The sequence below is a fragment of the Pseudomonas sp. TSO6 genome (assembly GCF_056098905.1).
In genome coordinates, this window is sequence record NZ_JBLZWV010000068.1 from 120,938 (window position 1) to 140,576 (window position 19,639).

Genomic DNA, 19,639 nt, shown 5'->3' on the forward strand with positions numbered 1-19,639 from the left:
TGTTCATCACAGGGCTGATTCCTGGGTAACGGTGGCAGGCGCGAACTCGGGCTTGAGCCGGCCATTTTCGTCGAGCAGCCAGGCGTCCATGATCTGGCGTACCACGGGCGCAGCCACGCCCGAGCCGGACTCACCGTTCTCGACCATCACCGATACCACGATTTTCGGGGCTTCGGCCGGGGCAAAGGCGACGAACAAGGCGTGGTCGCGGTGGCGCTCCTGAAGCTTGTTGCGGTCGTACTTCTCGCCTTGCTTGATCGCCACCACCTGGGCGGTACCGCTCTTGCCGGCAATGCGGTACTGGGCGCCGGCGGCAGCCTTGCGCGCAGTACCGCGGGCGCCGTGCATTACCTGCTCCATGCCATGGGTGACCTTGGCCCAGTCGGACTTGTCACGCAGCACGATGTTTTCCATGGGGTTTTCGTCCACAGGCTGCTGGCCTTCGATGGTCTTGGCCAGGTGCGGGCGGTTCCACACGCCCTTGTTGGCGATCAGCGCAGTGGCTTGGGCCAGCTGCAGCGGCGTGGCCTGCATGTAGCCCTGGCCAATACCGAGAATCAGGGTTTCACCAGGGAACCAGGCCTGGCGGCGGGTGGCACGCTTCCATTCGCGCGACGGCATCAACCCGGCAGACTCCTCGAACATGTCGAGGGAAACCCGCTGGCCGATGCCGAATCTGTTCATGTAGCTGGACAGCCGATCGATGCCCATCTTGTGCGCAAGGTCGTAGAAGTAGGTGTCGTTGGAACGCATGATCGCGGTGTCCAGGTCGACCCAGCCATCGCCGGAGCGGTTCCAGTTACGGTACTTGTGGTCATAGTTGGGCAGTTGGTAATAACCCGGGTCGAACACCCGGCTGCTGGCATTGACCACGCCACTGTCCAGGCCGGCGATGGCCACCGCCGGCTTGATGGTCGAACCGGGCGGGTACAGGCCACGCAGCACGCGGTTGAACAGCGGCCGGTCGATCGAGTCGCGCAGTTCGGCATAGGCCTTGAAGCTGATGCCGGTGACGAACAGGTTGGGGTCGAAGCTTGGCTGGCTGACCATCGCCAGCACCTCGCCAGTACGTGGGTCGAGTGCTACCACTGCGCCCCGCCGGCCACCCAGGGCGGCCTCGGCGGCTTCCTGCAGCTTGATGTCCAGGCTCAGCACAATGTCCTTGCCCGGTTTCGGGTCCGTGCGCTTGAGCACCCGCAGCACGCGGCCTCGGGCGTTGGTCTCGACTTCCTCGTAGCCGACCTGGCCGTGCAGGTCGTCTTCGTAGAAGCGCTCGATGCCGGTCTTGCCGATATGGTGGGTGCCGCTGTAGTTCACCGGGTCGAGGGTTTTCAGCTCTTTCTCGTTGATGCGCCCCACATAACCCACCGAGTGGGCGAAATGCGCACCCTGCGGGTAATGCCGCACCAGCTGGGCCACCACTTCCACGCCTGGCAGGCGGAACTGGTTCACCGCCACCCGGGCGATCTGCTCTTCGTTGAGTTCGAACAGGATCGGCACCGGCTCGAACGGCCGACGGCCCTGGCGCATGCGCTTCTCGAACAGGGCCCGGTCGTCGGTCGTCAAATCCAGCACTTCGACGATGGTATCCAGCACTTCCTGCCAGTTTCCCGCACGTTCGCGGGTCATCGACAGGCTGAAGCTGGGCCGGTTGTCGGCAACGATCACCCCGTTGCGGTCGAAGATCAGCCCGCGGGTCGGCGGGATCGGCTGCACATGCACCCGGTTGTTCTCCGACAGCGTCGAGTGGTAGTCGTACTGGATGATCTGCAGGTAGTACAACCGCGCAATCAGCACGCAAATAAGCAGCACGATAGCCACCGCGCCGACCACGACGCGGTTGCGCACCAGGCGGGCGTCTTTCTCGTGGTCCTTGAGGCGGATCGGCTGCGACATCTGACTGCTTACAGGCTCATTTGTGGTAAGGGTGCCCGGACAACACGGTCCAGGCGCGGTAGATCTGCTCGCCGATGAGTATCCTTACCAACGGGTGCGGCAAGGTCAGCGGCGACAGCGACCAGCGTTGCTCGGCGCGTGCGCAAACCTCAGGCGCCAGGCCTTCCGGGCCGCCCACCATCAAATTCACCGTGCGCGCATCCAGGCGCCAGCGGTCCAGCTCGGTCGCCAGCTGCTCGGTGCTCCAGGGCTTGCCATGGACCTCGAGGGTGACAATGCGTTCCCCTGGCTGAACCTTGCTTAGCATGGCTTCGCCCTCCTGACGGATCAGGCGGGCGACATCGGCATTCTTGCCACGGGTATTCAGCGGGATTTCCACCAGCTCCAGCGACAGCTCGGCGGGCAGGCGCTTGGCATATTCATGCCAGCCTTCCTCGACCCACTTCGGCATGCGCGAGCCGACCGCGATCAGGCGCAGACGCACGACGCTTCCTTATTCCCGGTCTTTGATCTTGTCATCGAAGTAGGCGCTGGCGTTTTCCGGGCTGTGATGCTTGGCATCAGCAGCACGGCTCTGCTCGGCACCCGCCCACAGACGCTCCAGGTCGTAGAACTGGCGGGCAGCGGCAGTCATCATGTGCACGATGACGTCATTCAGGTCCAGCAGCACCCAGTCGCTGTCGCCCTTGCCTTCTTCGCCCAGCGGCTGCGCGCCTTGTTTCTTGACCGCTTCACGGACCTTTTCCAGCATCGCGTTGATCTGGCGGTTGGAGGTACCGGTGGCAATGATCATGTAGTCGGTCAGGCTGTGCTTTTCGCGCACGTCGATAACCTGGATGTCCTGGGCTTTGACGTCTTCCAGAGCGCTAATGGTCAGTTTGACCAGTTCTTCGCCACTGATGCCATTGGTTTTCTGCTTGCTCATATAAAACTCGTTCAACTCGTTGGATGAGGCGCCAGAGGCACCGTCAGTTAGGCGCACGATACAGTTCGCGCGCCTCGATGTAGGCCAGTACGGCGTCCGGCACCAGGAACCTCACCGATTTGCCGCTGGCCAGCAGCTGTCGGATCTGTGTAGCCGACACCGCAAGCGGCGTCTGCCAGACGAACGAAATATTTCCCGCCGGGCCGGACATGGCGGCGGGATCGCTCTCCGAGCGCGCAGCCAGCAGGTTGCGCAGCTCGTCAGGGGGTTCTACGTCGGCATCCGGGCGTTGCAGCACCAGGATGTGACAATGTTGCAGCAATTCTTCCCAGCGGTGCCAACCAGGCAGGCCACAGAAGGCATCCCAGCCCAGCACCAGGAACAACTGGTCGTTGCCGGCCAGTTCGGCGCGGATCGATTCCAGCGTATCGATGGTGTACGACGGCTTGTTCCGTTCCAGCTCGCGGGCATCGACGCTCAGGCAAGCAACGCCCTGCACCGCTTCGCGGACCATGGCCAGGCGATCCTGCGCGGCCACCTGCGGGGTGTCGCGGTGCGGCGGCCGGGCGTTGGGCAACAGGCGCAGCTCGTCCAGCCCCATGAACTCGGCCACTTCCAGCGCGCTGCGCAGGTGGCCGATGTGCACGGGGTCGAAGGTGCCGCCTAGAATGCCGATGCGCCGGACTGCCTGGGCCTTGCTCAACTCAGCAGGACTCCTGACCGCGCAGCTGGCCGTCGCCGATCACTACGTACTTCTCGCAGGTCAGGCCTTCCAGGCCGACCGGGCCACGGGCATGCAGCTTGTCGGTGGAAATACCGATTTCCGCACCCAGCCCGTACTCGAAACCGTCGGCGAAGCAGGTCGGGGTGTTGAGCATGACCGACGCCGAGTCGACCTCAGCCATGAACTGGCGTGCTTCACCCTGGTGTTCGCTGATGATCGAGTCGGTGTGGTGCGAGCCATAGTGGTTGATGTGCTCGATGGCCTGGTCCAGGCCATCGACGACGCGGATCGACAGGATCGCGTCCAGGTACTCGGTATGCCAGTCGTCTTCAGTGGCCGGCTTGGCCTCGATCAGCGCGCGGGTACGCTCGCAGCCACGCAGCTCCACGCCCTTCTCCTGGAAGCGGCGGGCCATTTCCGGCAGGAAGCGCTCGGCCACTTGCTGGTCGACCAGCAGGGTTTCCATGGCGCCGCAGATGCCATAACGGTAGGTCTTGGCGTTGAAGGCAACGTTCCAGGCCTTGTCCAGGTCGGCATGCTGGCTGACATAGATGTGGCAGATGCCGTCCAGGTGCTTGATGACCGGAACGCGGGCATCGCGGCTGATGCGCTCGATCAGCCCACGGCCGCCTCGCGGCACGATGACGTCGACAAACTGCGGCATGCTGATCAGCGCACCCACGGCTTCGCGGTCAGTGGTCTCGACCACCTGCACCACGGCGGCCGGCAGGCCGGCAGCGGCCAGGCCACGCTGGATGCAGGTGGCGATGGCGCGGTTGGAATGGATGGCTTCGGAGCCGCCACGCAGGATGGTTGCGTTACCCGACTTCAGGCACAGGCTGGCGGCATCGATGGTCACGTTCGGGCGCGACTCGTAGATGATCCCGATCACCCCCAGCGGTGCGCGCATCTTGCCGACCTGAATACCGGATGGGCGGTAGCTCATGTCGCGGATTGCACCGACCGGGTCCGGCAGGCTGGCGACCTGACGCAGGCCGGTGATCATGCCGTCGATGCGCGCGGGGGTCAGCGCCAGGCGGTCGAGCAGCGCCGGCTCAAGGCCATTGGCGCGGCCGGCAGCCAGGTCCAGCTCGTTGGCGGCAGTCAGTTCGGCACGGGCAGCATCCAGCGCATCGGCAGCGGCTTGCAGGGCGCGGTTCTTCTGCGCGGTGCTGGCACGGCCGATCACCCGGGAAGCCTCACGGGCAGCGCGACCCAAACGGGTCATGTAGTCAAGAACGGACTCAGTCATGGGTTCGGTGTCTTGGCGAAGGGGAAATCGGCTGATTATAACTGCCGCGCAGGTGTACGCCCAGCGGCGGGTGGCGGATGGTAGAAAATGGGTGTTCGTCTCACGGATTTCACGGGCACCAAACACATCAAGGCGAACCCCTGACAGCCGCTACCAATGAAACATATGGATACCAATCAATCGCCCCACAGGTTCAGCCAAGATTAAGCCATTCATTGTTATCATCCCCGCCTCCCCAGCCACGAACTGCCCGCATGCCAGCCCTGCCCGACAGCTTTTTCAACCGTGATGCCCAGACCGTGGCCAAGGCACTGCTGGGCAAGGTAATCCGCCATCGCCACGGCGACCTGTGGCTGGCTGCGCGCATCATTGAGACCGAGGCCTACTACCTCACTGACAAGGGCAGCCACGCCTCGCTCGGCTACACCGAAAAGCGCAAGGCATTGTTCCTCGATGGCGGGCACATCTACATGTACTACGCCCGCGGCGGCGACTCGCTCAACTTCAGCGCCCAAGGCCCGGGTAACGCAGTGCTGATCAAGTCTGCCTACCCTTGGCAGGACGCCCTCTCGGGGCCCAACAGCCTGGCGCAGATGCAACTGAACAACCCCGACGCCAGCGGCAAGCTGCGCCCGGATGCGCGCCTGTGCGCCGGCCAGACCCTGCTCTGCCGGGCGCTGGGCCTGAAAGTGCCCCACTGGGACGCCCAGCGCTTTGACGCCGAGCGGCTGTACGTGGACGATTGCGGCAATGCCGTACCGAGGGTGATCCAGACCGCAAGGCTGGGCATCCCGCACGGGCGCGACGAGCACCTGCCCTACCGCTTCGTCGACGCCGAGTACGCCCGGTTCTGCACGCGGAACCCGTTACGTCGCGGCCAAGTCGAAGGCCGTGACTTCTTCATTCTCGAACAAGGAAGCTGAACATGGGCCAATGGCTCGACAGCCTGACCGGCTGGCTCAGCGCCAACCCGCAGTGGCTTGGCCTGGCGATTTTCCTGGTGGCCTGCATCGAGTGCCTGGCCATTGCCGGCATCATCGTACCTGGCACCGTGCTGCTGTTCGCCGTCGCGGTACTGGCCGGCAGTGGCGCCTTCAGCCTGGGCGAAACATTACTACTGGGGTTTCTCGGCGGTTTGCTGGGCGACGCGGTGTCGTACACGTTGGGCAAGTACTTCCACCAGAACATTCGCCGCCTGCCATTGCTGCGCCATCACCCTGAGTGGATCGGCAGCGCCGAAACCTACTTCCAGCGCTACGGCATCGCCAGCCTGCTGGTGGGGCGCTTCATCGGGCCGCTGCGGCCCATGCTGCCAATGGTCGCCGGCATGTTCGACATGCCCCTGCCACGCTTCATCGCCGTCAGCCTGGTGGCCGGCGCCGGCTGGTCGGTGGCCTACCTGCTGCCAGGCTGGGCCACCGGCGCGGCCATGCGCCTGCCGCTACCGGAAGGCTTCTGGCTGGATGCTGGCATCATCGCCGGCACCTTGGCAGTCATCATCGGCCTTAGCCTGACCACCAGCATTCGTGACCAGCGCCATGGCACGCGACTGATCGCCGGTATGAGCTTCGCTGCCTTGGCCGGGGTATTCCTTGGCTGGCCTTACCTGCACGAGTTCGACCAAGGCGTGATGACACTGGTGCAGGAGCATCGCAGCCAGGCCATCGATGGCGCCGTGGTACTGGTGACCCGGCTGGGCGATTTCCGCACGCAACTGTTTCTTGGCGGCCTGCTGACCGGCCTGCTGCTGCTTGCCCGGCAATGGCGGCACGCCTTTTTTGCCGCTGGCGCGCTGATGGGCACGGCAATCGCCAACGGTACGCTGAAATGGCTGTTCGCCCGCGCAAGGCCGGAAGTGCTGACCGACCCACTGACCAGCTACAGCATGCCCAGCGGCCACAGCTCGGCGTCGTTTGCGTTCTTTCTGGTGATGGCGGTACTGGCAGGGCGCGGCCAGCCGCCACGGATGCGCCTGACCTGGGTGATGCTGGGTTGTATTCCGGCGCTGGCGATTGCCCTGTCACGGGTGTACCTGGGGGCGCACTGGCCGACCGATATCCTGGCTGGGGCGCTGCTGGCGTGCTGCGTGTGTGCGCTTAGCCTGGCAGTGGTGCAGCGCCAGCAAACACTGCCGGCCCTGCCGCTGCGGGTGTGGTGGCTGGTGTTGCCGGCATGTATCGCGCTGCTGGCGTTCTTTGCCATGCATGCGCTGCCGCAGGCTTTGCTCAGATACCAATATTGATATCGCCTGTGCTGGCCCTTTCGCGGGTACACCCGCGAAAGGGCCTGCACAGACAACACATCAGTGTCAGGCAAACAGCTCGCCCTGGATCCGCTCCAGCAATTTCTGAATTTCCCCCAATCGCTGCTGCGGCGAGTCGAGGGTCAGCAGGTCCAGCTTGTCTTCTTCCATGAACGGCAGCAGGTACGCCAGTTGATTGGCCAGCGCCTGGCGCCCGTCCACCGGGCGCGGCATGTCCAGCGCCTCGACCATCGGGTGCTCGCCCAGCGCCACCAGCAGCGCCAGCAGGTCGTCATCGGCCTCGAGCAACGGGCTGTCCGCCTGCTCCGGTAGCCATTGCACCTGCCCCACCAGCAACTGGTCCTTCTGCACTTCGGTGCTTTCCAGGTTGAAGCGCCGTACGCCCTCGACGCGGATCCCCAGCAAACCGTTGTCCTGCTGCACAAAGTCGCGGATCACTGCTTCACAGCCGATCGACGCGACCATCGGTGGCGCCTTGCCAACCTGCTCGCCCTCCAGGATGCAGACCACCCCAAAGCCTTCGCCCTGCTTCATGCAGCGCCCGATCATGTCCAGGTAACGCGCCTCGAAAATCTGCAAATCGAGAAAGCAGCCCGGGAACAGCACGGTATTGAGCGGAAACAGCGGTAGTGTCATCACAACTCCTCAAGCCACCAGGCTGACCGCCAACGGCAGGAACACTGCCGTGGCTACCCCCATCAAGCTCATCGCCAGCGCGGCAAAAGCGCCGCATTCGTCACCTTCCTGCAGGGCGACCGAAGTACCCACCGCATGCGCGGTCACACCCAACGACATGCCGCGCGCCTCAGGGCTGTGCACGCCGAAGCGGCTCAGCAGCGCCGGGCCGAAGATCGCGCCGATCACCCCGGTGATCAGTACGAACACTGCCGCCAGCGCCGCCACACCGCCAATCTGCTCTGCCACCAGCATGGCGATTGGCGAGGTCACCGACTTGGGTGCCATGGTCATCAGGATCATGTGCTCGGCACCGAACCACCAGCCTAGCAACAGGCAGCAGAGCGTGGCGAACAGCCCCCCGATTACCAGCGTAGTAAATGTGGGCCAGAACAGCTGCCGGATACGCCGCAGGTTGAGATAGAGCGGCACGGCCAGCGCCACGGTGGCGGGGCCCAGCAGGATGTTCATGATTTCGGTGCTCTTGCGGTACTCGCTGTATTCGATGCCGCACAGCAGCAACACGCCGATTACCAGCAACATCGACACCAATACCGGCTGCAGGAAGATCCAGCGGGTTTTCTCGTAGGCCGCCAGCACCACCTGGTAGGCACCGAGCGTGATACCGATACCGAACAAAGGATGGTGCACCACGGCATTCAGCGCGCCTTGCCAATCGAGCATCATGGCTGCTCCTCGCGCTTGCCCTGGCGATGCATGAGCTTTTGCATCAGCACACCAACAAACACCAGCGTCACCAGGCAGGAAATCAGCAGGGCGCCGGCAATCGCCCAGAAGTCAGCAGCAATGTCCTTGGCGTATACCATCACCCCCACTGCCGGCGGCACCAGCAATAGCGGCAGGTAGCGCAGCAGGCTGCTGGCCGCCTCGTTCAGCGGCTTGCCCACCTCACCACGGGCCATAAGGAAGAACAACAGCAACACCAGGCCAATGATCGGCCCCGGCAGAAACGGCACCAACAGGTGATTGATCGCCGTTCCCAGCAGCTGGAACAGCACCAGCCAGGTCAAACCACGCAACAGCATAAGCATCTCCCTCGGGCATGGCCGCCATTATAAGCACGCGCAGCTATAGACCGATATTCGCCGAAAAGCAGACAACTTGACTGAAACGGTTCGCCGTGCCGATCTTGCACTTTCGTACCAACTGACAACCTGGAGAGTCCGCGATGCCCTATGTACCGGTTACAGAGCTTTCGCAATATGTTGGTAAGGAACTGGGCCGCTCCGCCTGGCTGAAAATCGACCAGCAGCGCATCAACCTGTTCGCCGAGGCGACGGGCGATTTCCAGTTCATCCATGTCGACCCTGAAAAGGCGGCCAAAACCCCGTTTGGCGGCACCATTGCCCACGGCTTCCTGACATTGTCACTGATCCCCAAGCTGATCGAGGACATTCTGGTCCTGCCAGAAGGGCTGAAGATGGTGGTGAACTATGGGCTGGACAGCGTACGGTTCATTCAGCCGGTCAAGGTCAACAGCCAGGTTCGGCTTAAAGTGGACCTGGCCGAAGTGGTGGAGAAAAAGCCGGGGCAGTGGTTGCTCAAGGCGATTGCCACGCTGGAAATCGAGGGTGAAGACAAACCTGCTTATATAGCTGAGTCGCTCTCGCTCTGTTTCGTCTGATTTATCCCCGGGGGCGCTATGCGCCCCATTCGCAGCACAAGGCTGCTCCTACAGGGGTATGCGATCTCCTGTAGGAGCAGCCTTGTGCTGCGAATGGGTTGCACAGCAGCCCCCGATCCACAAATCTTCCGCACTCGCGTAGACTGCCAGCCTCCGCGCAGCCTAGGGCTGCCCCTGTCGATTTACCAAAGGTGCCCGCCATGCCCTGGCTGCAAGTACGCCTGGCCATCAGCCCGGAACAAGCCGAAACCTACGAAGATGCCCTGCTCGAAGTAGGCGCCGTCTCGGTCACGTTCATGGACGCCGAAGATCAGCCGATCTTCGAGCCTGACCTCAACACCACCCCGCTGTGGTCGCACACCCACCTGCTGGCCCTGTTCGAGGCCGATGCCGAGCCCGAGCAGGTGTTTGCCCACCTGCGCCTGCTGACCGGCGCCGAGCTGCCACAGCACCAGGCTGAAGTGATCGAGGACCAGGACTGGGAGCGCAGCTGGATGGACAACTTCCAGCCCATGCGTTTCGGCCGCCGCCTGTGGATCGTGCCAAGCTGGCACGAGGCACCGGAAAAAGGCGCCGTCAACCTGCTGCTGGACCCGGGCCTGGCCTTCGGCACCGGCACCCACCCCACCACGGCCCTGTGCCTGGAATGGCTCGACGGCCAGCAACTCGAAGGCACCCAGGTGCTGGACTTCGGCTGCGGCTCCGGCATCCTGGCCATCGCCTCGCTGCTGCTGGGCGCCCGTGAAGCAGTCGGTACCGACATCGACGTGCAGGCCATCGAGGCTTCGCGCGACAATGCCCAACGCAACGGCATCGCCGATGAAAAGCTGGCCCTGTACCTGCCCGAGCACATGCCGGCCATGCAGGCAGACGTGCTGGTCGCCAACATCCTCGCTGGCCCGCTGGTGTCGCTGGCGCCGCAGTTGTCCGGCCTGGTCCGCCCTGGCGGCCTGCTGGCCCTGTCCGGCATTCTGGCCGAACAGGGCGAGGAGGTGGCCGCGGCCTACGCCGCCGACTTCGAGCTGGACCCGATCGTCGTCCGCGACGGCTGGGTGCGCATCAGTGGTCGTCGCCGCTAAGCGGGCCTAGAATATCTCTCTGCACAGCTCCCGGATTGCCGCATGACCGACAGTTTCGTCACCCAGTGCCCGCATTGCCAGACCAGCTTTCGCGTCACCCACCACCAGTTGAGCGTGGCCCGCGGCGTGGTTCGCTGCGGCCATTGCCTGCAGGTGTTCAATGCCGCCAAGCAACTGCTGGAACAGAACCGCGCAAGCGCACCTGAGGTGCCGGTACCGGCGCCTGTGCCAGCGGCAACTGCCGAGCCAGTGGTCGAGCCGCCGGTTACCCCCGAGCCTGTCACCCGCGAGCGCAGCATCACGCCTGACGAGGACTGGGCCCTGACCGCCCAGGCGCTGGACGCACTCGACCTCGACCAGGAACTGGCACGCCTGGAGCGGCGCGGCCAGCCGGCCCCGGCACGCCCCGCCAACCTGGATGGCGGGCTGCAAGCGCGGCGTGACGAACTGCACCCGGACGAGCATGCGGACGACCTGTTCGGCAACGCCACCGATGAGCCCTTCGAGCCGCAAACGCCGGCAGAGCCCGCACCTGTGTTGCTGGAGCCGCAGCCGCTGGAGCTGGACCTGGAGCCCGTACCCGGCGAGCGCACCGAGCCGACCCTGGGCCGTAACCTTGACCTGGACATCGATGACGAGCCGCCCGTACACCGCGCAGCTGAAATCGACGACCAGCCCGCCTTCAGCGAACCGCTGCGCACCCACGATGACGAAATCCCGGAAAAAGGCCTGAGCGCCCGCGACGATGAACCGCTGGCGCTACACCTGTCGGCGCGCGACGACGACCCTGTCGAGCCGCTGCCGGGTGAACGCCTGGAGCCAGGCCTTGCCAGCAAGCCCGAGCGCCAGGCGCGCAAGGAGCCGCTGGTCGATGTAGTCGACGACCCGCTGCAACTGGGCTGGGAAAAACCCGCGCCCAACTGGGGCAAGCGCCTGCTGTGGGGCTTCCTGGCCCTGCTGGCCGCTGGCCTGCTGGCGTTCCAGTATGTGTGGTTCCACTTCGACGAAATGGCCCGCCAGGACCAGTACCGGCCGATCTTCCAGCAAATTTGCCCGATCGTCGGGTGCCAGGTGCCGACCCGCGTCGATATCGCAAGAATCAAGAGCAGCAACCTGGTGGTGCGCAGCCACCCGGACTTCAAGGGCGCACTGATCGTCGATGCGATCATCTACAACCGTGCACCGTTCGCCCAACCGTTCCCGCTGCTGGAACTGCGTTTTGCCGACCTCAATGGCCAGCTGATCGCCAGCCGGCGCTTCAAGCCCAGCGAGTACCTGTCCGGCGAGTTGGCCGGGCGTGGCGACATGCCAAGCCAGACGCCGATCCATATCGCCCTGGACATCCTCGACCCGGGGCCAAAGGCCGTGAACTACAGCCTCAGCTTCCGCTCGCCGGAATAGTCAGCACAACCCTGTGGAAGCGGGCATGCCCGCGAACCCGGGCAAAGCCCGTGCCATGCACCGCGGCGTCTGCTTCGCGGGCGCGCCCGCTCCCACAGGGGTCCGCGCGACACCCGGGTCTTGGCTCATACCAAAAGTCATAAGCCGACAACTGTTCAGATTTTATCCAAATCCATCTTTATCCGGTCACCGAGAGCGGGTATCATGCCCACCCTTTTTCGAACTCCAAGATTCGGCCCCACAACAGGGATCACCTATGTCGGCGGTACGCATCGGCCCATACACACTACGCAACAACCTGATCCTCGCGCCCATGGCCGGGGTCACGGACCAGCCTTTCCGTACACTTTGCAAGCGCCTGGGTGCGGGCATGGTGGTCTCGGAAATGGTCTCCAGCGATATGAGCCTGTGGAACAGCCGCAAGTCGAGCCTGCGCCGCATCCATGAAGGTGATCCCGAGCCACGCTCGGTGCAGATCGCCGGTGGTGATGCGCAGATGATGGCTGCGGCAGCAAAGGCCAATGTCGAAGCGGGTGCCCAGATCATCGACATCAACATGGGCTGCCCGGCTAAAAAAGTCTGCAACAAAGCTGCAGGCTCTGCTTTATTGAGAGATGAAGCCTTGGTCAGCGAGATCCTCCACGCCGTGGTCGGCGCTGTGGACGTCCCGGTAACCCTGAAGATCCGCACCGGTTGGGACCGGGCAAACAAGAACGGCCTGAACGTGGCGAAGATCGCCGAACAGGCCGGCATCCAGGCGCTGGCGGTGCATGGCCGCACACGCGCCGACCTGTACACCGGCGAAGCCGAATACGACACCATCGCGGCCATCAAGCAAGCGGTGTCTATCCCGGTCTTTGCCAATGGCGATATCACTTCGCCAGAAAAGGCCCGGGCGGTGCTGGATGCCACCGGGGTCGACGGCCTGTTGATCGGCCGGGCTGCCCAGGGGCGGCCATGGATCTTTCGCGAGATCGAGCATTACCTGCGCACTGGCGAATACCTGCCAGCGCCGCAACTGGACGAAGTGGAACGCATCCTGCTGGAGCACCTGGCCGCGTTGCATGCCTTTTATGGCGATGTGATGGGCGTACGTATCGCCCGCAAGCACGTTGGCTGGTACCTGGCAACACGACCCGGCGGCAAGGAGTTTCGCTCCCGGTTCAACGCTTTGGAAGACACACAAGCGCAGTGCGCCAACGTTCGTGCGTTTTTCAGCGAGCGTCGACAGAGCCTTGAGACAGAGGACGGACAAGGGGTGGCCGCATGACGATGATGACCGAGAATTTTGTGAGTGGAACAACGCCCGTGAGCGACAACGCCAACCTGAAACAGCACCTCAACACGCCGAGCGAAGAGGGCCAGACCCTTCGCGACAGCGTCGAGAAGGCGCTGCACAACTACTTCGCCCACCTGGAAGGCGCGACCGTGACGGACGTGTACAACCTGGTGCTCTCCGAAGTGGAGGCGCCCCTGCTCGAAAGCGTGATGAACTACGTGAAGGGCAACCAGACCAAGGCCAGCGAGATGCTCGGGCTGAACCGAGGCACCCTGCGCAAGAAGCTCAAGCAGTACGACTTGCTGTAAGACAGAATCCCAACCAGAAAAGGCGGCTCCCTGAACAGAGGCGCCTTTTTTGCAGACTCCACCGCGTTATTGGAACCCGAAATGACCGACCAGACTACCCGCCTGCCAGTCCGCCGCGCCCTGATCAGCGTCTCCGACAAGACCGGTATCCTCGAATTCGCCCGTGAGCTGCAGCAGCTCGGTGTCGAGATCCTGTCCACCGGCGGCACCTACAAGCTGCTCAAGGACAACGGCGTGAACGCGGTGGAAGTGGCCGACTACACCGGCTTCGCCGAAATGATGGATGGCCGGGTCAAGACCCTGCACCCGAAAATCCACGGTGGCATCCTCGGCCGTCGCGGCACCGATGACGCCATCATGAACGAGCACGGCATCAAGCCGATCGACCTGGTTGCGGTCAACCTGTACCCGTTCGAAGCCACCATTTCCAAGCCTGGCTGTGACCTGCCGACCGCCATCGAGAACATCGACATCGGCGGCCCGACCATGGTCCGTTCGGCAGCCAAGAACCACAAAGATGTTGCTATCGTGGTCAACGCCAGTGACTACGCCGGCATCGTCGAAGGCCTCAAGGCCGGCGGCCTGACCTACGCCCAGCGCTTCGACCTGATGCTCAAGGCGTTCGAGCACACTGCCGCCTACGACGGCATGATCGCCAACTACATGGGCACCATCGACCAGGCCAAGGACACCCTTTCGACTGCCGCACGCAGCGAATTCCCGCGCACCTTCAACAGCCAGTTCGTCAAGGCCCAGGAAATGCGCTACGGCGAGAACCCGCACCAGAGCGCGGCGTTCTACGTAGAAGCCAAAAAAGGCGAAGCCAGCATTTCCACCGCCACCCAGCTGCAGGGCAAGGAACTGTCTTTCAACAACGTGGCCGACACCGACGCCGCGCTGGAGTGCGTGAAGAGCTTCGTCAAGCCCGCCTGTGTCATCGTCAAGCACGCCAACCCGTGCGGCGTGGCCGTTGTGCCTGAAGACGAAGGCGGCATCCGCAAGGCCTACGACCTGGCCTACGCCACCGACACCGAGTCGGCCTTCGGCGGCATCATTGCCTTCAACCGCGAACTGGACGGCGAAACCGCCAAGGCCATCGTCGAGCGCCAGTTCGTCGAAGTGATCATCGCCCCGAAAATTTCCCAGGCTGCCCGCGACGTGGTAGCTGCCAAGCAGAACGTGCGCCTGCTGGAGTGCGGCGAGTGGCCAGCTGAGCGCGCTGCCGGTTGGGACTTCAAGCGCGTCAACGGTGGCCTGCTGGTGCAAAGCCGCGATATCGGCATGATCACCGCAGACGACCTGAAGATCGTCACCAAGCGTGCTCCGACCGAGCAAGAAGTCCACGACCTGGTGTTTGCCTGGAAAGTGGCCAAGTTCGTCAAGTCCAACGCCATTGTCTACGCCAAGCAGCGCCAGACCATCGGCGTCGGCGCTGGCCAGATGAGCCGCGTCAACTCCGCCCGCATTGCTGCAATCAAGGCCGAGCATGCTGGCCTGCAAGTGCAAGGCGCAGTCATGGCATCGGATGCGTTCTTCCCGTTCCGTGATGGCATCGACAATGCGGCTAAAGTGGGTATCAGCGCCGTGATCCAGCCGGGTGGCTCGATGCGTGATGCCGAGGTGATTGCCGCCGCTGACGAAGCCGGCATCGCGATGGTATTCACCGGTATGCGCCACTTCCGCCACTGATTTACGGCAATCGGCCGCACTGAAGCAGGCATCTGCTGCGTTGGGGCCGGTTCCGCTGATGCTCATTGCCAGAAGGCAACTCCGCTCATCGGAACCGGCCCCGCCTTGCATCTACCTGCTTCATTGCGACCTCGTACAGCGTGAGGCTTCGCCTTGCGCCCGAAAGAATTCGAGGTTTTGACATGAAAGTTTTGATCATCGGCAGCGGCGGTCGTGAGCACGCCCTGGCCTGGAAAGTTGCCCAGGACCCACGCGTCGAAAAAGTCTTCGTCGCCCCTGGCAACGCCGGCACCGCCATTGAAGCCAAGTGCGAGAACGTCGCCATCGACGTGTGCGCCCTGGAACAACTGGCCGACTTCGCCGAGAAGAACGTCGACCTGACCATCGTCGGCCCGGAAGCACCGCTGGTCATCGGTGTGGTCGACCTGTTCCGCAGCCGTGGCCTGGACTGCTTCGGCCCAACCAAGGGTGCGGCCCAGCTGGAAGGCTCCAAGGCCTTCACCAAGGACTTCCTGGCGCGTCACAAGATCCCGACCGCCGACTACCAGAACTTCACCGAAATCGAGCCGGCGCTGGCCTACCTGCAGGAAAAAGGTGCGCCGATCGTGATCAAGGCCGACGGCCTGGCTGCGGGCAAAGGCGTGATCGTCGCCATGACCCTCGAAGAAGCCGAAGCCGCCGTGCGTGACATGCTGGCCGGCAACGCCTTCGGTGAAGCCGGTTCGCGTGTGGTGATCGAAGAGTTCCTCGACGGCGAAGAAGCCAGCTTCATCGTCATGGTCGACGGCCACAACGTGCTGCCCATGGCCACCAGCCAGGACCACAAGCGCGTCGGCGACCAGGACACCGGCCCGAACACGGGCGGCATGGGTGCCTACTCCCCTGCCCCGGTCGTTACCGCCGACGTGCACCAGCGCGTGATGGACCAGGTAATCTGGCCAACCGTGCGCGGCATGGCCGAGGAAGGCAACGTCTACACCGGCTTCCTCTATGCTGGCCTGATGATCGACAAGGCAGGCAACCCCAAGGTCATCGAGTTCAACTGCCGCTTCGGCGACCCAGAGACCCAGCCAGTCATGCTGCGCCTGGAGTCGAGCCTGGTGCTGCTGATCGAAGCCGCCTTCGCCAAGGCGCTGGACAAGGTCGAAGCCCAGTGGGACCCACGCCCGAGCCTGGGCGTTGTGCTGGCGGCTGGCGGTTACCCGGGCGACTACGCCAAGGGCGACGTGATCAGCGGCCTGGACGCAGCAGCCAAGATCGAAGGCAAGGTATTCCATGCCGGTACTTCGCTCAAGGACGGCCAAGTGGCCACCAACGGCGGGCGCGTGCTGTGCGCCACGGCAATGGGCAGCACGGTTGCCGATGCGCAGCAGCAGGCTTACCGCCTGGCCAGGGAAGTAAGCTGGAACGGCAGCTTCTACCGCACTGACATCGGCTACCGGGCCATCGCCCGCGAGCGCGGTGAGCACCAGCAGTAAGCACTACCGGAGCGCCGTGCCGCCCAGGGCTGTCAACCGCCCGGCGCACGGCATCCGGCTCGTCGACAAGGCCCGGCACGGGCCTTGCTTTCGACTTGGCGCGCCGCGCATAGTTAGTACCCGGCACATCGGCTAAGAAGGGATTTCGTAGTGCGTCGGCTTCGGATTGCCTCAGCTCTGATCGTCACCTTGTTGACCTTGCTCTGCATGTTCCCGGCTGCAGCCGAACATGACGCAGGCTGGACCGTTTTGCTCGACGAACAGGCCAACCTGCAACTGAGCGATGTACGCTCGGAGCGCTACCGCAACCAGTTCAGCCCGCTGGTGCTTACCGAGCTGGATGCCGCCCCGCCGGAACAGGCCTTGTGGCTGCACTACCGCCTGGAACCAGGCGACCAGGAGCAACTGCTACGGGTATTTGCCCCGGACCTGTCTGGCCTTGATCTCTACGCCCTCGAAGGCGACCAACTTCTGCGTCAGCTGCACCACGGGCGCCAGGCCGGCAATGCCAGCCCGACCCTGCGTGGCAGCGACCATGTACTGCCCCTGCCCAACAGCAAGCAACCGCTGGATATCTACCTGCGCCTGGTCTCCGAGCACCAGTTGCGCCCAGCCATCAGCCTGGAACCTGCGGCCGTAGCCGCCTCGGACCAGAGCCAGCCACTGCTGTTCGGCATGCTGTTCGGCGGCCTGGTCATGTTGATCCTGCACAACCTGATCCGCTTCCTCTACAGCCGCTCGACCACCACCCTGATCCTGGCGTTGTACCACGGCCTGATGCTGCTCAGCGGCCTGATCCTGCTGAACCTCAGCGGCCCCTGGTGGCACGTCTGGCACAACGCACAAACCCCGGCCGCCTACCTGACACTGGTACTGGCCGGCCTGGCGGGGCTGTATTTCACCCAACACTTCTTCAACCCGTGCAACTCACCCCGGCTTAACCGCCTGCTGCAGGGCGAAATGCTGGTGGTGGGGGTCAGCGGGCTGGTGCTGTTGTTTGTCGACACCCTGCCCCTCAACCTTATGACCTACGCCCTGATGGCCTTGGGCAGCGTGAGCATGCTGCTGGTCAGCAGCTACCACTGGTACCGGGGTTACGCGCCTGGGCGCCTGTTCAGCCTGGCCATGGTGGTGTTCAACCTGGGCGGCCTGGTGCTGCTGCCCGCACTGCTGGGCCTGACCCGCACCTCGACGCCCTGGCTGCTGTGCGTGCTGCTGGGGCTGGCCGTTGCCAGCGGCCTGCTGCTCAACCTGGCAGTCAGCGAGCGCCTGCGCCGCATGAGCGAGGAGCGCTTCAGCGCCAGCCGCGCCCTGGCCGCCAGCGATGCCGAAATAAACGCCAAGGCCGAGTTCCTGGCCAAGATCAGCCACGAAATCCGCACCCCCATGAACGGCGTGCTGGGTATGACCGAGCTGCTGCTGGGCACACCGCTGTCCGTCAAACAACGTGACTACGTGCAGACCATCCACAGCGCCGGCAACGAGCTGCTGACGCTGATCAACGAGATTCTCGACATTTCCAAGCTCGAATCCCGGCAGATCGAACTGGATGACGTGCAGTTCGACCTCAACGCGCTGATCGAGGACTGCCTGAACATCTTCCGCGCCAAGGCCGAACAGCAGAACATCGAGCTGATCAGCTTTACCCAGCCGCAAGTACCGCGGGTGATCAGCGGCGACCCGACACGCCTGCGCCAAGCCTTGTCGAGCCTGCTGGAAAACGCCCTGAAAAACACCGACCAGGGCGAGATCCTGCTGGTCGTGGCACTGGACCAACGGGGTGAGCTACCGCGCCTGCGCATCGCCGTGCAGGACAGCGGCGAGCCGTTGGCCGCCGCAGACCGTGAAGCCTTGTTGCAGGCCGAGTTGCACAGCCACCACTTCCTGTCCAGCAACAAGCTGGGCGGCCACCTGGGGCTGGTCATCGCCAAGCAGCTGATCGGCCTGATGCAGGGCGAGTTCGGCATCAAGAGCAGCACCGGCATGGGCAACACCCTGTGGCTGACCCTGCCGCTGGACCCTTCTCGCCTGGAACAGCCACCGACCGACCTCGACAGCCCGCTGCGCGATGCCCGCGTGCTGGTGGTGGACGACAATGACACCTGCCGCAAGGTGCTGGTGCAACAATGCAGCGCCTGGGGCATGAATGTCAGCGCAGTGCCCTCGGGCAAGGAAGCCCTGGCCCTTCTGCGCACCAAGGCCCACCTGCGCGACTACTTCGACGCGGTGCTGCTGGACCAGAACATGCCCGGCATGACCGGCATGCAGCTGGCCGCCAAGATCAAGGAAGACCCGAGCCTGAACCACGACATCCTGGTGGTGATGCTCACCGGCATCAGCAATGCGCCGAGCAAGGTCATCGCACGCAATGCCGGGGTGAAACGGATACTTGCCAAGCCGGTGGCCGGCTACACGCTGAAAACCACCCTGGCCGAAGAACTGGCCCAACGCGGCCGCGATCAGGCAGTGCCGGCCAGCCTGCCCGGTGTCCCGCAGGCACTGGACCTGCCCGGCGACTTCCGCGTGCTGGTTGCCGAAGACAACAGCATTTCCACCAAGGTGATACGCGGCATGCTTGGCAAGCTGAACCTTGAGCCCGACACCGCGTGCAATGGCGAAGAGGCCCTGCAGGCGATGAAAAACCAGCGCTATGACCTGGTGCTGATGGACTGCGAAATGCCGATTCTGGACGGTTTCTCGGCCACCCAGCAGCTGCGCGCCTGGGAAACCGCCAACCAGCGCCAACGCACCCCGGTGGTGGCACTGACCGCGCACATTCTTACAGAACACAAGGAACGCGCCCGTCTGGCGGGCATGGACGGCCACATGGCCAAGCCGGTCGAGCTGTCGCAGTTGCGCGAGCTGATCCAGTACTGGGCCAATCACCGGGAAGCCAAGGTGGACCCGGCGCATACTTCCTGATCTGTAGTGCCTGTACTGGCCTCATCGCCGGCAAGCCAGCTCCCACCTCGATCGCATCGTTCTCAAGCCATGTGCAGTACCTGTGGGAGCTGGCTTGCCGGCG

Annotated in this window: 18 protein-coding genes; 10 read left to right on the forward strand and 8 right to left on the reverse strand. The window is 63.7% G+C overall.

Annotated features, from left to right (window positions below):
- Positions 1 to 6 precede the first annotated feature (6 nt).
- The 5 genes from mrdA to ACN6NG_RS26705 are packed head-to-tail and all read right to left on the reverse strand — an operon-like array spanning position 7 to position 4,797.
- Complete coding sequence (mrdA, locus tag ACN6NG_RS26685; RefSeq protein ID WP_016501807.1) at positions 7 to 1,896, reverse strand: penicillin-binding protein 2; 1,890 nt, start codon at positions 1,894 to 1,896, stop codon at positions 7 to 9.
- Positions 1,897 to 1,912: 16 nt separating this feature from the next.
- On the reverse strand, positions 1,913 to 2,380 hold the full coding sequence (gene rlmH, locus ACN6NG_RS26690) for a 23S rRNA (pseudouridine(1915)-N(3))-methyltransferase RlmH (protein WP_003249722.1): 468 nt from the start codon (positions 2,378 to 2,380) through the stop codon (positions 1,913 to 1,915).
- Between the two features lie 9 nt (positions 2,381 to 2,389).
- Entirely contained in the window at positions 2,390 to 2,821 is a 432-nt protein-coding gene (rsfS, locus tag ACN6NG_RS26695; RefSeq protein WP_016489366.1) for a ribosome silencing factor, read from the reverse strand.
- Positions 2,822 to 2,864: 43 nt separating this feature from the next.
- Entirely contained in the window at positions 2,865 to 3,524 is a 660-nt protein-coding gene (nadD, locus tag ACN6NG_RS26700) for a nicotinate-nucleotide adenylyltransferase (protein WP_197864411.1), read from the reverse strand.
- Position 3,525: 1 nt separating this feature from the next.
- Positions 3,526 to 4,797 (reverse strand): glutamate-5-semialdehyde dehydrogenase, encoded by a 1,272-nt coding sequence (locus ACN6NG_RS26705; RefSeq protein WP_016489368.1) that lies wholly within the window; start codon positions 4,795 to 4,797, stop codon positions 3,526 to 3,528.
- A 254-nt stretch (positions 4,798 to 5,051) separates the two neighbouring features.
- On the opposite strand from ACN6NG_RS26705, the gene ACN6NG_RS26710 reads away from it, so the two are divergent.
- Positions 5,052 to 5,720: a DNA-3-methyladenine glycosylase gene (locus tag ACN6NG_RS26710; RefSeq protein ID WP_063422765.1), complete on the forward strand. Its 669-nt coding sequence runs from the start codon at positions 5,052 to 5,054 to the stop codon at positions 5,718 to 5,720.
- Positions 5,721 to 5,722: 2 nt separating this feature from the next.
- On the forward strand, positions 5,723 to 7,039 hold the full coding sequence (locus ACN6NG_RS26715) for a bifunctional DedA family/phosphatase PAP2 family protein (RefSeq protein ID WP_063422764.1): 1,317 nt from the start codon (positions 5,723 to 5,725) through the stop codon (positions 7,037 to 7,039).
- Between the two features lie 66 nt (positions 7,040 to 7,105).
- Here ACN6NG_RS26715 and ACN6NG_RS26720 read toward each other — a convergent pair whose 3' ends face one another.
- From ACN6NG_RS26720 to ACN6NG_RS26730, 3 genes are read right to left on the reverse strand one after another with little or no spacing between them, the layout of a single operon-like run.
- Complete coding sequence (locus ACN6NG_RS26720; protein ID WP_016501812.1) at positions 7,106 to 7,696, reverse strand: LON peptidase substrate-binding domain-containing protein; 591 nt, start codon at positions 7,694 to 7,696, stop codon at positions 7,106 to 7,108.
- A 9-nt stretch (positions 7,697 to 7,705) separates the two neighbouring features.
- On the reverse strand, positions 7,706 to 8,422 hold the full coding sequence (locus ACN6NG_RS26725) for an LrgB family protein (protein WP_016501813.1): 717 nt from the start codon (positions 8,420 to 8,422) through the stop codon (positions 7,706 to 7,708).
- Entirely contained in the window at positions 8,419 to 8,781 is a 363-nt protein-coding gene (locus ACN6NG_RS26730) for a CidA/LrgA family protein (protein WP_016501814.1), read from the reverse strand. Before ACN6NG_RS26730 ends, ACN6NG_RS26725 begins: the two co-directional genes overlap by 4 nt.
- A 143-nt stretch (positions 8,782 to 8,924) precedes the next feature.
- Here ACN6NG_RS26730 and ACN6NG_RS26735 point away from each other — a divergent pair, with 143 nt between their 5' ends.
- The 8 genes from ACN6NG_RS26735 to ACN6NG_RS26770 all read left to right on the forward strand — a co-directional run bounded on the left by ACN6NG_RS26735 (position 8,925) and on the right by ACN6NG_RS26770 (position 19,536).
- The gene (locus ACN6NG_RS26735; protein WP_063422762.1) at positions 8,925 to 9,380 is read left to right on the forward strand and encodes a MaoC family dehydratase; all 456 of its coding nucleotides are present in this window, start codon (positions 8,925 to 8,927) and stop codon (positions 9,378 to 9,380) included.
- Positions 9,381 to 9,580: 200 nt separating this feature from the next.
- On the forward strand, positions 9,581 to 10,459 hold the full coding sequence (gene prmA / locus ACN6NG_RS26740) for a 50S ribosomal protein L11 methyltransferase (protein WP_016501816.1): 879 nt from the start codon (positions 9,581 to 9,583) through the stop codon (positions 10,457 to 10,459).
- A gap of 42 nt (positions 10,460 to 10,501) precedes the next feature.
- Positions 10,502 to 11,860, forward strand: coding sequence for a DUF3426 domain-containing protein (locus ACN6NG_RS26745; RefSeq protein WP_063422761.1), 1,359 nt, complete (start codon positions 10,502 to 10,504; stop codon positions 11,858 to 11,860).
- A gap of 256 nt (positions 11,861 to 12,116) precedes the next feature.
- Positions 12,117 to 13,130, forward strand: a complete 1,014-nt coding sequence (dusB, locus tag ACN6NG_RS26750; protein WP_016501818.1) for a tRNA dihydrouridine synthase DusB — start codon at positions 12,117 to 12,119, stop codon at positions 13,128 to 13,130.
- Positions 13,127 to 13,447, forward strand: coding sequence for a DNA-binding transcriptional regulator Fis (gene fis, locus ACN6NG_RS26755; protein ID WP_003249693.1), 321 nt, complete (start codon positions 13,127 to 13,129; stop codon positions 13,445 to 13,447). Before dusB ends, fis begins: the two co-directional genes overlap by 4 nt.
- 81 nt (positions 13,448 to 13,528) lie before the next feature.
- Positions 13,529 to 15,136: a bifunctional phosphoribosylaminoimidazolecarboxamide formyltransferase/IMP cyclohydrolase gene (gene purH / locus ACN6NG_RS26760; RefSeq protein WP_063422760.1), complete on the forward strand. Its 1,608-nt coding sequence runs from the start codon at positions 13,529 to 13,531 to the stop codon at positions 15,134 to 15,136.
- A gap of 182 nt (positions 15,137 to 15,318) precedes the next feature.
- A complete protein-coding gene (purD, locus tag ACN6NG_RS26765; protein ID WP_016501820.1) occupies positions 15,319 to 16,614 on the forward strand; it encodes a phosphoribosylamine--glycine ligase in 1,296 nt (431 codons plus the stop codon).
- Positions 16,615 to 16,764: 150 nt separating this feature from the next.
- Positions 16,765 to 19,536, forward strand: coding sequence for a hybrid sensor histidine kinase/response regulator (locus tag ACN6NG_RS26770; RefSeq protein WP_063422759.1), 2,772 nt, complete (start codon positions 16,765 to 16,767; stop codon positions 19,534 to 19,536).
- The last annotated feature ends 103 nt before the right edge of the window (positions 19,537 to 19,639 follow it).